General features: G+C 61.7%; 8 protein-coding genes and 2 pseudogenes. 6 read left to right on the top strand and 4 right to left on the bottom strand.

What is annotated here, in order from left to right; all coding sequences use genetic code 11:
- Positions 1–166: 166 nt before the first annotated feature.
- Together OSW16_RS27015 and OSW16_RS27020 are read right to left on the bottom strand one after the other, a co-directional pair.
- Entirely contained in the window at positions 167–931 is a 765-nt protein-coding gene (locus OSW16_RS27015; protein WP_372490470.1) for a methyl-accepting chemotaxis protein, read from the bottom strand.
- A 141-nt stretch (positions 932–1,072) separates the two neighbouring features.
- A pseudogene (locus tag OSW16_RS27020) lies at positions 1,073–2,041 on the bottom strand (cache domain-containing protein); the annotation flags it as partial.
- Between the two features lie 165 nt (positions 2,042–2,206).
- On the opposite strand from OSW16_RS27020, the gene OSW16_RS05195 reads away from it, so the two are divergent.
- The gene (locus OSW16_RS05195) at positions 2,207–3,682 is read left to right on the top strand and encodes a helicase HerA-like domain-containing protein (protein WP_267821241.1); all 1,476 of its coding nucleotides are present in this window, start codon (positions 2,207–2,209) and stop codon (positions 3,680–3,682) included.
- 295 nt (positions 3,683–3,977) lie between these two features.
- Here the strand turns inward: OSW16_RS05195 and OSW16_RS05200 are convergent, their stop codons facing one another.
- Both OSW16_RS05200 and OSW16_RS05205 read right to left on the bottom strand, forming a co-directional pair.
- Positions 3,978–5,450, bottom strand: coding sequence for an inorganic phosphate transporter (locus OSW16_RS05200; protein WP_241804778.1), 1,473 nt, complete (start codon positions 5,448–5,450; stop codon positions 3,978–3,980).
- Between the two features lie 316 nt (positions 5,451–5,766).
- Positions 5,767–5,967: a hypothetical protein gene (locus tag OSW16_RS05205; RefSeq protein WP_012312935.1), complete on the bottom strand. Its 201-nt coding sequence runs from the start codon at positions 5,965–5,967 to the stop codon at positions 5,767–5,769.
- A 516-nt stretch (positions 5,968–6,483) separates the two neighbouring features.
- On the opposite strand from OSW16_RS05205, the pseudogene pcaR reads away from it, so the two are divergent.
- From pcaR to OSW16_RS05230, 5 genes and pseudogenes are all read left to right on the top strand, one after another.
- Positions 6,484–7,309, top strand: a pseudogene (pcaR, locus tag OSW16_RS05210) (pca regulon transcriptional regulator PcaR); the annotation flags it as partial.
- Between the two features lie 325 nt (positions 7,310–7,634).
- Positions 7,635–8,978 (top strand): MFS transporter, encoded by a 1,344-nt coding sequence (locus tag OSW16_RS05215; RefSeq protein WP_267821244.1) that lies wholly within the window; start codon positions 7,635–7,637, stop codon positions 8,976–8,978.
- Positions 8,979–9,200: 222 nt separating this feature from the next.
- Entirely contained in the window at positions 9,201–10,406 is a 1,206-nt protein-coding gene (gene pcaF, locus OSW16_RS05220) for a 3-oxoadipyl-CoA thiolase (protein WP_267821246.1), read from the top strand.
- Between the two features lie 188 nt (positions 10,407–10,594).
- A complete protein-coding gene (locus tag OSW16_RS05225) occupies positions 10,595–11,884 on the top strand; it encodes an MFS family transporter (RefSeq protein WP_267821248.1) in 1,290 nt (429 codons plus the stop codon).
- 9 nt (positions 11,885–11,893) lie between these two features.
- Positions 11,894–13,246 (top strand): 3-carboxy-cis,cis-muconate cycloisomerase, encoded by a 1,353-nt coding sequence (locus OSW16_RS05230; RefSeq protein WP_267821250.1) that lies wholly within the window; start codon positions 11,894–11,896, stop codon positions 13,244–13,246.
- Positions 13,247–13,252 lie beyond the last annotated feature (6 nt).

The raw sequence follows: 13,252 nt of genomic DNA on the forward strand, positions 1-13,252 counted from the left end.
GGCCGACGATGACGCGCCTAAAGATTGACCTACCTGAAGGATAGTTTGTTCGGTTGGGTTGGGAGCAGCAGCTGCAGCTGCAAGCAGCAAGCTGCAAGCTACAAGCTACAAGCGAGAGGGCGCATGGCCCGCTTTTACTTGCAGCTTGAAGCTTGCCGCTTGCCGCTTAGATCCGGAAGCTGCCTACCAGGTGCTTGAGGCGGGTGGCCTGTTGCTCGAGGTCCGAGCACGCTCGCAGGGTGGCCTGGAGGTTCTCGACGCCTTCCTGGTTGAGCATGTTGATCTCATTGATGTCCATGTTGATCGAGTCGACCACGGCCGTCTGCTCTTCGGTTGCAGTTGCCACCGACTGGTTCATGCCGTCGATTTCACCGATGCGTACAGTCACGCTGTCCAGGCGCTCACCCGCCTGGTTGGCGATCGCCATGCTGTCCTGGCTGTGGCGCTGGCTCTGGCCCATGGTGTCCACCGACTCACGGGCACCGACCTGCAGCTCCTCGATCATCGCCTGGACCTGTTGCGCCGACTCTTGGGTACGGTGCGCCAGATTGCGGACTTCGTCGGCGACCACGGCAAAACCACGCCCGGCTTCACCCGCCCGTGCGGCCTCGATGGCAGCGTTCAGCGCCAGCAGGTTGGTCTGCTGGGAGATGCTGGTGATCACTTCGAGGATCTGGCCGATGTTCACCGTCTTGCTGTTGAGCGTTTCGATGTGCGCGCTGGACGTGACGATCAGGTCCGACAGGCGATTCATCGCCTCGATATTGCGCGTCACTACCTGCTGACCTTCTTCTGCCAGCAGCCGTGCAGAACTTGCATGCTGCGAAGCCTGGGCGGCATTGCCGGCGATTTCCTGGGCGGCGGCACCCAGTTCATTGATGGCCGCGGCAACGCTGTTGGTGCGGTTGGACTGCTCGTCGGAGTTGGTCATCGACGAGTTGGAGGCGCTGATCACGCGCAGCGCCACCTCGTTGACCTGCTCGGTGGCCGAGGACACCTCGCGGATCGAGCCGTGGATGCGCTCGACGAAGCGGTTGAAGGCAGTGCCGAGGATGCCGAACTCATCCTGCTGGTGAATTTTCAAGCGTTTGGTCAGGTCGCCTTCACCTTCGGCGATGTCTTCCATGGCGCGGGTCATGGTGAGCAACGGCTGCATCAGCACGCGGATCAGCAGGCCCAGCAAACCGATGATGATCACGACCGCCACCACCGTGGCGATCACTGCCGAAGTACGGAAGTTGCTGAGCATGGCAAAGGCTTTGTCCTTGTCCACGGACAGGCCGATGTACCAGTTGGCCGATGGCAGGCCCTTGATCGGGGTGAAGGTCAGTAGGCGGGTCTGGCCATCGGCTTCGATTTCAGTCAGCTCGCCCGTCAGTTTTGGCGTGTGCTGCGGGAACAGGTCCGACAACGATTTCATGACCAGTGCCTTGTCAGGGTGCACCAGAATCTTGCCTTGATCGTTGACCAGGAAGGCGTAGCCCATGCCGCCAAAATTCAGCGAGTTGATGATCTGCACCAGGCCGTCCAGCGCCAGGTCGCCGCCGACCACGCCGACACCCGCGGACACTTTGCTGAGGATGCCGATGACCATCTGGTTGGTGGTCATGTCGATGTAGGGCTCGGTGAGGATGGCGCCCGTGGCGTTCATGCCATCCTTGTACCAGGGACGGGTGCGCGGGTCGTAGCCATCCGGCATCTTCGAGTCGGGGCGCACGCTGAAGCCGCCATCGACCTTGCCCAGGTAGACGGTCAAAAAGCTTGAAGTCAGGGCACTCTGGCCCATCAGCGTTTCTGCGCTGGCAGGTTGCTGGGCGATGTTCTGCGCCAGGTTTTCAACCAGCTTTATCCGGCCTTCGAACAGGTTGCGAATGTTGTTCGAAGTGGAGGCGCCCATTTCAGCCAGATAATTCTCCAGGTTTTCACGGATGGCATTACGCTGGAGATAGTCGTTGTAGAGGGTGAACAGGCTGAAGGCGAGTATCACGATCAGTGATGCGGCCAAAAGAATCTTGTGGCTGAAACGAAGGCTTTTGTTCATGGCGTGATCGGTTCCGCTAAGGTTTTTATCGGGCGTTCGCACGAGTACCGCTTAAAACAGTGCAACATCCCGTAAGTCCTTTCAGGGGTGTTCTGTCTTCAAAGGCGAATATCATCCAGAGCTATCGGCTGATGGGTGGTCGAGCTTGAGCAGGGGATTGAAAAGATGTCGGAAAACTCGACGATAGTTGTAGGTGCTGGCCCGGATGGCCAGCCTGTGACCCAAGCCATGCGCCTGGCTAACCGCCATGGCCTGGTCGCCGGTGCCACCGGTACCGGCAAGACCGTGACCTTGCAACACCTGGCGGAAGCGTTCAGTGATGCCGGTGTGGCGGTGTTCGCGGCCGATGTCAAAGGTGACCTGTGCGGTGTCGGTGCGGTGGCAGCGCCCCAGGGCAAGGTGGCCGAGCGCATTGCCGGCATGCCTTGGCTGGGGTACCGGGCGCAAGCCTACCCGTTGAGCCTTTGGGATATCGCCGGGCAGTCCGGGCACCCGCTGCGCACCACCCTGAGTGAGATGGGGCCGCTGTTGCTTGGCAACCTGCTTGAACTGACCGACAGCCAGCAGGCAGCGTTGTATGCCGCATTCAAGGTGGCCGACCGTGACGGGTTGCTGCTGCTCGATCTCAAGGACCTCAAGGCGCTGCTGGCACACCTTAAAGACAATCCCCAGTTGCTGGGCGAAGACAGTGCACTGATGACCACCGGTTCGACCCAGGCATTGTTGCGTCGTTTGGCAACGTTGGAGCAGCAGGGCGCCGAGGCGCTGTTCGGTGAGCCGGCATTGCAACTGGAGGACCTGCTGCGCACGGACGCTGATGGTCGTGGGCGAATTCACCTGCTCGATGCCAGCCGCTTGGTGCATGAGGCGCCGAAGGTCTACGCCACCTTCCTGTTGTGGCTGCTGGCCGAACTGTTCGAGCAGTTGCCGGAGCGAGGCGATGCCGACAAGCCGGTGCTTGCGCTGTTTTTCGACGAAGCCCATCTACTGTTCAACGGCACCCCGAAAGCGCTGCAGGATCGCTTGGAACAGGTGGTTCGGCTCATCCGCTCCAAGGGCGTGGGGGTGTTCTTTGTCACCCAGTCGCCTGGCGATCTGCCCGACAGCGTGCTGGCCCAATTGGGGTTGCGCATACAGCATGGGTTACGGGCGTTTACCGCCAAGGAGCAGAAGTCGCTGCGGGCCGTGGCAGACGGCTTTCGCCCGAACCCGGCATTCGACACTCTGGCAGTGCTGACCGAGCTTGGGATTGGCGAGGCGCTGGTGGGGACGCTTGAAGACCGGGGGACGCCGGCGATGGTGCAGCGAGTCTTGATCGCACCGCCGCAATCGCGAATCGGGCCGTTGAGTGCGGGCGAGCGTAGTGCGCTGATAGCCGGGTCGCCGTTGGCGGGGCGCTATGACAAGCCGATCGACCGTGAGTCGGCGTATGAAATGCTGGCCCGGCGCAAAGGCGAGCCGGCGGAGCCGGTACCGGCGCCCCAGGCGGATGAAGACAGCTTGGTGGACAAGGCTGGGGACTTCTTGCAGAGCGCCGCGGGGCAGGCGATCAAATCGGCTGTGCGTCAGGCGGCCAATCAGTTAGGGCGCCAACTGGTGCGGGGGTTGATGGGGTCGTTGCTTGGGGGCAAGAAGCGTTAGCGGTGGTGATGCTGGCTTCTGTGCATTAAAAGCCGCTTGAGGGTTGGTGTTGGTCAGCTCGGGCAAAAGGGGCCGCTTTGCGGCCCATCGCCGGCAAGCCAGCTCCCACAGGGTCGCGCCAGCTTTTAGAAGCTGAGCAAGGCAGGTGCTCCCATAGAGGGCTAAGCCGCCCGTCGTTGGCAAGCCGGCTCTAACAGGTACAGCGCAGACCTCAAGAACTGCACAGCCCACCCTGTGGGAGCCGGCTTGCCGGCGATGGGCCGCAGAGCGGCCCTTTTCACTGCGCTGCCAAGGTTCAGCCGATTGCTTTGGATGCCAGCCAGAACAAGCCAGCCGCAAGGCCCATCGTTGCAGGCAGGGTCAATACCCAGGCCAGCAGGATGGTTTTCACCGTGCCGCCTTGCAGGCCACTCTTGTTGGCAACCATGGTGCCGGCCACACCGGACGACAACACATGGGTCGTCGAAACCGGCAGGGCGAACACGTTGGCCATGCCAATGGCGCAGGCTGCGGTGATCTGCGCCGACATGCCCTGGGCATAGGTCATGCCCTGTTTGCCGATCTTCTCGCCTACGGTCAGTACAACGCGTTTCCAGCCGACCATGGTGCCCAGGCCCAGCGCCAGGGCGACGGCAACGATTACCCAGAACGGGGCATATTCGGTGGTGGCGGTGAGGTCTTTGCGCAACTTGTCGAGGTCGGACTTTTCACGCGCCTCCAGCCCTGGCAGCTTGCCAACCTTCTTCGCCGTATCATCCAGGCACAGCAGGTAGCGGCGCACTTCCACCCGTTTTTCCGCGTCAAGGGCACGGTAATCGGTAACGCCCTGAAGCGAGGATTGCAATGCCGCGATGGTAGGTTCGGTCTGCTGCGGGTTGCAGCTGAACTGCTCCGGAAGGTCGCTGGCCTGCGCCTTGCCCAGTGCCAGGAACTCGCCAAGTGTGGCGGCGTTGCGCTGGTAGAACTGGCTAAGGTGCATCGTTGCGTCGCGGGTGCGTTCGATCTGGTAAGTGGTGCTGTTCAGGTCCAGTACGAACTTGGCCGGAACAATGCCGATCAGCACCAGCATGATCAGGCCGATGCCCTTCTGGCCGTCGTTGGAGCCGTGCACGAAGCTCACGCCCATGGCCGAAATCACCAGCACTAGGCGGTTCCAGAAGGGCGGGTGCTTCTTGTCGTCGAGCTTGCGGCGTTGCTCTGGTGTCTTGTGCATCTTCGACAGCGGACGCCACCATTTCAAGCCGAGCAGCAACAGCGCAGCGACAGCGAAGCCGGCCATGGGCGAAATGACCAACGACATGGCGATGTCGATCGCCTTCTGCCAGTTGACGCCGTCACCCAAGGGAATGTCGCTGATCAGGGCATTGGCCAGGCCCACGCCCAGGATCGAACCGATCAAGGTGTGCGAGCTCGAGGCCGGGATGCCGAAATACCAGGTGCCCAGGTTCCAGGTGATGGCCGCAGCCAGCAACGAGAAGACCATGGCCAGGCCATGCCCGGTGTTCACATTGATCAGCAGCTCCACCGGCAGCAGGTGAACGATGGCGTAAGCCACCCCGACACCGCCCAGCAGAACGCCAAGGAAGTTGAACACCCCGGAGAAGAACACGGCCAGGTGTGGTGGCATGGCTTTGGTATAGATGACGGTGGCTACCGCGTTGGCGGTGTCATGAAAGCCATTGATGAACTCGAATGCGAGCACGAAGGTCAGGGCAAGCAGCAGGCTCACCAATACCCAGGCATCCAGTCCGCTGAATAAATCGATCATGAAGGTTGTCTGGCGGTCATTTGGGGGGCGGGATTATGCCAGAAAACCTTTGCAATCGATGCACCCGCAGCTGACCGATGGCAGCCTTTTGCGCGCCCCCTAGCGCGGTTACCCACGGCGTAAAGCGCAGAAATCTGCGCTAAAAATCACAAAAAACGCCGAAATCCAGGGTATTCCTGCAAAATGGACTCGTCATTCAGGATTCAAACGGCTGTATGAAATTTGTGTAATTCCATTTCATGAGTGGCTGTTCGGTAACGATCTTTGTCCCGAGCGCCGCCCCTGACCGCGAATGCGATTGCCTGCGGCAAACGGCTCAGGTGTCTTCGTTGCGCAACTCTTTCTCCATCTTTTCCAGTTCCTGGTTGAAGGCCTGGTCCTGGACCGTGGCCCGCTTGCGCCAAGGTTTGCGCTCCGGTTCCGGTTGAGCGGCGTAAGTGGTGACTTCACCACCGTAAACTTCCTTGTAACGTTCAGCCTGGCGCTCCAGTTCCGCGCGCAGTTCATCTTTCGTCACAGTAGTACCTGAATGTAAAAAGTGGCCGGTAATGCGTGCACATGCACGTTGCCCATGCACTGGGCGTGCTGGTCGTCGGATAAAGGTAGGCGGTAAGTGCCCTGCCCGAATATCGAACCGGGCCAGCCGGTTGGATTATAGCAATCGATAAAACGCCAGCCAGCGTAATTTACCCAGCGCTTACAACCCTTTGTTCAAGTTGCGGGTAATGGCTGCTTGTGCAAAGTTTGAACGGCCGGCGCATGGAAAGTTCGCTGCGGTTCGGGTGCCAGCAGGGAAATAAAAACGGCCTCGCACAAAGGCGAGGCCGTTGCCTGGGGACTTCTACGGTGGGTACCTGACCAGTCTCTCCAAAGAAGCCACAAGTGGCAGTAGAAAGGTATAAGCAAACGTGTCAGCGGTCAATTGCGATTATCGGCCGCTTGTTCGATAATCGCACGAAGCAGCGAATTTTTTGAGGTGAGCGATGAGTGACGAAATCCCGGCCAACGAATCTGCCAGCCCTGAGTCGGCACGCCAGAGCACCCCTGCCTTGGCGCCGCCAATCGTGGCCTCGCCAGCCAAGCGTATTCAGGCATTTACCGGTGATCCGGACTTCATGACCTCGCTGGCGCGGGGGCTTGCCGTGATCCAGGCATTCCAGGAGCGCAAGCGCCACCTGACCATCGCTCAGATCAGCCACCGCACCGAGATCCCGCGAGCGGCGGTGCGTCGTTGTCTGCATACCTTGATCAAGCTCGGCTACGCCACGACCGACGGGCGGACCTATTCGCTGCTGCCCAAGGTGCTGACGCTTGGCCATGCCTACCTTTCGTCGACGCCCCTGGCGGTGTCCGCCCAGCCCTATCTGGACCGCATCAGCGATCAGTTGCACGAAGCGGCCAACATGGCCACCCTCGAGGGCGACGACATCCTTTATATAGCCCGTTCGGCCACTGTCGAGCGGCTGATATCGGTCGATCTGTCGGTCGGTGGACGGCTGCCGGCCTACTGCACGTCGATGGGCCGCATTCTCTTGGCCGCGATGGATGACACCAGCTTGCGCGAGTACCTCGACCGCGCCGACCTCAAGGCCCGAACCAGCCGTACCTTGCATGATCCGGAGTCGCTGTTCGCGTGCATCCAGCAGGTGCGTGAGCAGGGCTGGTGCGTGGTCGACCAGGAACTGGAGCAGGGCCTGCGTTCGATCGCCGTACCGATTTACGATGCTTCCGGGCAAGTGCTTGCGGCGTTGAATGTCAGCACCCATGTGGGGCGTGTGAGCCGAAGCGAACTGGAGCAGCGTTTCTTGCCGATCCTGTTGGCGTCCAGTCGCGATCTTTGCCACCAGTTGTTTGGTTGAAACAACCCCCGCCCAACGCGCCGCTGTGCACCGTTATCGAACATGCCAACCGTTTCCTGTTCGATAAACGCACAGTGTCGCTCTGGACGAATTGCGCGCCCTGCATTGGCTGATTAATGTCTCCCGCAGCGGTCGGCTGTGCCGACCGAACAAGAAAAACACAAGAGGCGCACATCATGACCACTGTCACTTCGCTGCTGCGGCCGCACCCGTACGCAGTTGTGTTGTATCCAGGCTGACTCAGGCCGAACTCCCTCGACTTTGAACCCTGTACCTGTCGCCCTCGTGCAGTGGCTCGACTGTGCTCAATTTCTGGATAACAACAATGAACAAGCCACAACCTGTCGGGAACTGCCTCGACGTTCAGTCCTTCATCAATGAACAACCGCTGTCGCGCTATCAGTGGCGTGTAGTGATCCTTTGCTTCCTGATTGTCTTCCTCGATGGTCTGGACACGGCGGCCATGGGCTTCATCGCTCCGGCATTGTCCCAGGAGTGGGGCATCGACCGCGCCAGCCTTGGCCCGGTGATGAGCGCCGCCTTGATCGGGATGGTGTTCGGCGCCTTGGGTTCAGGGCCGCTGGCCGACCGCTTTGGCCGCAAGGTCGTGCTGGTGGGTGCGGTATTGGTGTTCGGTGGTTTCAGCCTGGCCTCGGCCTACGCCAGCAACGTCGACCAGTTGCTGATGCTGCGCTTTCTGACCGGCCTCGGCCTGGGCGCCGGCATGCCCAATGCCACCACGCTGCTTTCCGAATATACCCCGGAGCGCCTCAAGTCACTGTTGGTGACCAGCATGTTCTGCGGTTTCAACCTGGGCATGGCCGGTGGTGGGTTCATCTCCGCGAAGATGATCCCGGCCTACGGCTGGCATAGCCTGCTGGTAGTGGGTGGTGTGCTGCCACTGCTGCTGGGTGTGGTGTTGATGGTCTGGCTGCCTGAGTCGGCACGCTTCCTGGTGGTGCGCAACCGCGGTACCGACAAGGTGCGCAAGACCCTGGCGCCGATCGCACCGGCCGTTGTCGCGCAGGCCGGCAGCTTCAGTGTGCCGGAACAGAAGGTTGTAGCGGCGCGCAACGTGTTCGCAGTGATCTTCTCCGGCACCTATGGCCTGGGCACGATGCTGCTGTGGCTGACCTACTTCATGGGCCTGGTCATCGTCTACCTGCTTACCAGCTGGCTGCCGACGCTGATGCGTGACAGCGGCGCAAGCATGGAGCAGGCTGCGTTCATCGGCGCGCTGTTCCAGTTCGGTGGTGTACTCAGCGCCGTGGCAGTAGGCTGGGCCATGGACCGTTTCAACCCGCACAAGGTCATCGGTATCTTCTACTTGCTGGCAGGCGTGTTCGCTTATGCAGTAGGGCAGAGCCTGGGCAACATTACCGTGCTTGCCACGCTGGTGCTGGTAGCCGGGATGTGTGTGAACGGCGCGCAATCGGCCATGCCTTCGCTGGCGGCGCGGTTCTATCCGACCCAGGCACGTGCCACCGGTGTTTCCTGGATGCTCGGTATCGGCCGCTTTGGCGCGATTCTCGGCGCCTGGAGTGGCGCGACCCTGCTTGGCCTGGGCTGGAACTTCGAGCAGGTGCTGACGGCGCTGCTGGTGCCAGCTGCACTTGCGACGGTAGGCGTGATCGTGAAAGGCCTGGTAAGCCACGCCGACGCGACCTGAGCCTGCGCTAGCGGGCCGCGTTGCGGCCCCCACAACAGAGGGTGGGTTGGGTGACAAAATGTTCGATAACCGCACTGATAGTCGATTATCGGATTGTCAGCGACCCACCACTCTCCTTAATCTGGGCTCAACGTAGCACCCTGAACCGAGGTCCAGCGGGGTGCGCCTGCGTGACTTTGAACCCCGCACCGCCGAGGCCCGTGGCCCACTGGCAGGAGAAGCTTGATGCGCGACGTATTTATCTGTGACGCTATTCGCACCCCGATCGGCCGCTTCGGCGGCGCCCTCGCTGGCGTGCGTGCCGATGATCTGGCCGCTGTACCGCTCAAGGCGCTGATCGAGCGCAACCCGGGTGTGAAGTGGGATCAGGTCGACGAAGTGTTCTTTGGCTGTGCCAACCAGGCCGGTGAAGATAACCGCAACGTGGCACGCATGGCCCTGCTGCTGGCGGGCCTTCCCGAGACTATCCCGGGCGTGACCCTGAACCGCCTTTGCGCCTCGGGTATGGACGCCATCGGTACTGCATTCCGTGCCATCGCCAGCGGCGAGATGGAGCTGGCCATTGCCGGCGGTGTCGAGTCCATGTCGCGCGCGCCGTTTGTCATGGGCAAAGCCGAGAGCGCTTACTCGCGCAACATGAAGCTTGAGGACACCACCATCGGTTGGCGCTTCATCAACCCGTTGATGAAGAGCCAGTACGGTGTGGATTCCATGCCTGAAACCGCTGATAACGTCGCAGACGATTACCAGGTTTCGCGTGCCGATCAGGATGCATTCGCCCTGCGCAGCCAGCAGAAGGCCGCTGCAGCCCAGGCGGCGGGCTTCTTCGCCGAAGAAATCGTGCCTGTGCGTATCGCCCACAAGAAGGGCGAAACCATCGTCGAGCGCGACGAGCACCTGCGCCCGGAAACCACCCTCGAGGCACTGACCAAGCTCAAGCCGGTCAACGGCCCGGACAAGACCGTCACCGCTGGTAATGCCTCGGGCGTCAACGACGGTGCTGCTGCACTGATCCTGGCCTCGGCTGAGGCGGTGAAGAAGCACGGCCTGACCCCGCGTGCCCGTGTTCTGGGCATGGCCAGCGGTGGTGTGGCGCCCCGGGTGATGGGCATCGGCCCGGTACCCGCAGTGCGCAAGCTGACCGAGCGCCTGGGTGTGGCCATGAGCGATTTCGATGTGATCGAGCTCAACGAAGCCTTCGCCAGCCAAGGCCTGGCGGTGCTGCGTGAGCTGGGCGTGGCCGATGATGCACCGCAAGTCAACCCTAACGGCGGTGCCATTGCCCTGGGCCACCCGCTGGGCATGAGTGGTGCGCGCCTGGTACTGACTGCGCTGCACCAACTGGAAAAGAGCGGCGGGCGCAAGGGCTTGGCGACCATGTGTGTCGGTGTTGGCCAAGGCCTGGCGCTGGCCATCGAGCGGGTTTGACCTGTTCCGGCCTCTTCGCGGGCCAAGCCCGTTCTCACAGGGGACCACGCCTCCCTTGTGAGGGCGGGCTTGGCCCGCGAAGGGGCCGGACTTATGCGACACAAGGCCAATAGCCAGCGCGGAAGCGGAACGAGTGTGTTACTAAGTATGTCTAGACCTACCTAGGACACTCCAGGAGTAAAGCCGTCATGACCTCAACCTATTACACCGGTGAAGAGCGCAGCAAGCGCATCTTCGCCATCGTCGGTGCCTCTTCAGGCAACCTGGTGGAATGGTTCGACTTCTATGTCTACGCCTTCTGTGCAATCTATTTTGCCCCGGCCTTCTTCCCCTCTGACGACCCCACCGTTCAATTGCTCAATACCGCTGGCGTGTTCGCTGCTGGCTTCTTGATGCGGCCTATCGGTGGCTGGATCTTCGGTCGCCTGGCGGACCGCCATGGCCGCAAGAATTCCCTGATGATCTCGGTGCTGATGATGTGTTTCGGCTCCTTGATGATTGCCTGTTTGCCTACCTACTCGAGCATTGGCACCTGGGCTCCGGCATTGCTGTTGCTCGCCCGTTTGATTCAGGGCCTGTCGGTCGGCGGCGAGTACGGTACCACCGCGACCTACATGAGTGAGGTGGCGCTGCGTGGCCAGCGCGGTTTCTTCGCATCGTTCCAGTACGTCACGCTGATCGGTGGCCAACTGCTTGCCGTGCTGGTGGTGGTGATCCTTCAACAATTGCTGACCGAAGAAGAATTGCGTGCCTGGGGCTGGCGCATCCCGTTCGTGGTCGGTTCCATCGCAGCGCTGATCTCGCTGATGCTGCGCCGCTCGCTGCACGAGACCAGCAACGCCGAAACCCGCAAGGACAAGGACGCAGGTTCCATCAAAGGCCTGTTCCGCAACCACACGGCGGCCTTCATCACCGTGCTCGGCTATACCGCCGGTGGCTCGTTGATCTTCTATACCTTCACGACGTACATGCAGAAGTACCTGGTCAACACCGCGGGCATGAGCGCCAAGAGCGCCAGCTTCGTGATGACCGGTGCCTTGTTCCTGTACATGGTGATGCAGCCGTTCTTCGGCATGCTTTCCGACCGTATCGGCCGACGTAACTCGATGCTGCTGTTCGGTGCCTTGGGCACGTTGTTCACCGTGCCGTTGCTGATGGCGCTGAAAACCGTCAGCAGCCCGTTCATGGCCTTCGTGCTGGTGACCCTGGCACTGTGCATCGTCAGTTTCTACACCTCGATCAGTGGCCTGGTGAAGGCCGAGATGTTCCCGCCGCAGGTGCGTGCGCTGGGTGTGGGCCTGGCTTACGCGGTAGCCAACGCGATGTTCGGCGGCTCGGCCGAGTACGTGGCCCTGGGCTTGAAAAGCCTCGGGATGGAGAACACCTTTTACTGGTACGTGACGGCGATGATGGCCATCGCGTTCCTGTTCAGCCTGCGTCTGCCGAAACAGGCGGCGTATCTGCACCATGATGATTAAGGACGTTGCATGAGCAACCTACTGTTTGACGCCTATTTCACCGCCCCGGCCATGCGCGAGATCTTCTCTGACCGCGGCCGCCTGCAAGGCATGCTCGATTTCGAAGCTGCCCTGGCCCGTGCCGAGGCCGCTGCTGGCCTGGTGCCGCTCAGCGCGGTTGCGGCCATCGAGACAGCCTGCCAGGCCGAGCGCTATGACGTTCGTGCGCTTGCCGATGCCATCGCCACGGCAGGCAACTCGGCAATCCCGCTGGTCAAGGCGTTGGGCAAGGTGGTCGCCAGTGGTGTTCCCGAGGCCGAGCGCTATGTGCACTTGGGCGCCACCAGCCAGGATGCGATGGACACCGGGCTGGTGCTGCAGTTGCGTGATGCACTGGCGCTGATCGAGGCCGACCTCGCCACGCTGGCCGAAACCTTGTCGCGCCAGGCCCTGCAGCACGCCGACACACCACTGGTGGGGCGTACCTGGCTGCAGCACGCCACCCCGGTGACCCTGGGCATGAAACTGGCCGGCATCCTGGGCGCCGTTACCCGCCACCGTCAACGGCTGCAGGAGCTGCGTCCGCGCTTGCTGGTACTGCAGTTCGGTGGCGCCTCCGGCAGCCTGGCGGCCTTGGGCAGCAAAGCTATGCCGGTCGCCGAGGGCCTGGCTGCACAGTTGAAACTGACTTTGCCCGAGCAACCCTGGCACACCCAGCGCGACCGCCTGGTGGAATTCGCCTCGGTGCTGGGCCTTGTGGCCGGTAGCCTGGGCAAGCTGGGCCGCGATGTCAGCCTGCTGATGCAGACCGAGGCGGGTGAGGTGTTCGAGCCTTCCGCGCCTGGGAAGGGTGGGTCGTCGACCATGCCGCACAAGCGCAACCCGGTGGGCGCGGCAGTCCTGATCGGAGCTGCCACCCGGGTTCCAGGGCTGCTATCGACACTTTACGCAGCCATGCCCCAGGAGCACGAGCGCAGCCTCGGCCTGTGGCATGCCGAGTGGGAAACACTGCCGGAGATCTGCTGCCTGGTTTCAGGCGCCTTGCGCCAGGCCCAGGTGATCGTCGAAGGCATGGAGGTGGACGCCGAGCGCATGCGCCGTAACCTCGACCTGACCCAGGGCCTGGTGCTGGCCGAGGCGGTGAGCATCGTTCTGGCCCAGCGCCTTGGCCGCGACCGCGCCCATCACTTGCTCGAGCAATGCTGCCAGCGCGCAGTCGCCGAACAGCGCCATTTACGCGCTGTGCTGGGCGACGAGCCGCAGGTGACTGCCGAGCTGACCGAACAGGAACTCGACCGTCTGCTCGACCCTGCCCATTACCTTGGTCAGGCCCGCGTCTGGGTGGCGCGCGCCGTGGCTGAACATCAACGTTTCACTGCCTGAAGGAGA

It is taken from the genome of Pseudomonas putida, assembly GCF_026625125.1.
In the GTDB taxonomy this organism is placed as follows: domain Bacteria; phylum Pseudomonadota; class Gammaproteobacteria; order Pseudomonadales; family Pseudomonadaceae; genus Aquipseudomonas; species Aquipseudomonas putida_X.